Source organism: Geobacillus sp. ZGt-1 (assembly GCF_001026865.1).
Classification (GTDB): domain Bacteria; phylum Bacillota; class Bacilli; order Bacillales; family Anoxybacillaceae; genus Geobacillus; species Geobacillus thermoleovorans.
Genome location: NZ_LDPD01000013.1, coordinates 1 through 291 on the forward strand (window position 1 = coordinate 1; position 291 = coordinate 291).

The 291-nt window shown below is 45.7% G+C and carries 1 pseudogene; it reads right to left on the reverse strand.

Features of this window, described 5'->3' with window-relative positions:
• Positions 1 to 12 precede the first annotated feature (12 nt).
• Positions 13 to 291 (reverse strand): annotated as a pseudogene (locus VU18_RS04265) (IS4 family transposase); the annotation flags it as partial.

Here is a 291-nt window from a genome sequence, read left to right on the forward strand (position 1 = left end):
CACGAGTGTTGATTATCCAAAATTATACATACGCCTTCCATAAATTTGGGCATACTCAAACAAAGCAGCGGCCATCCCGGATTTCCAATCGAGAGGAAGCTGCCCAGAGAAAAAACGGCGAACGAACGAAATGAAGGAAAGAGAGACGTTCGTCTGTTTTTTGGTTTGATCATACAGCCATCGCAGCAACACATACGCGATGAACGCCGCAAACAGTTGGTTGTATACCGCATTTTCCGTCGTGCCAAACAAGGTCGGGACATTCAGATATTGCTTCACCCAACGGAAAAA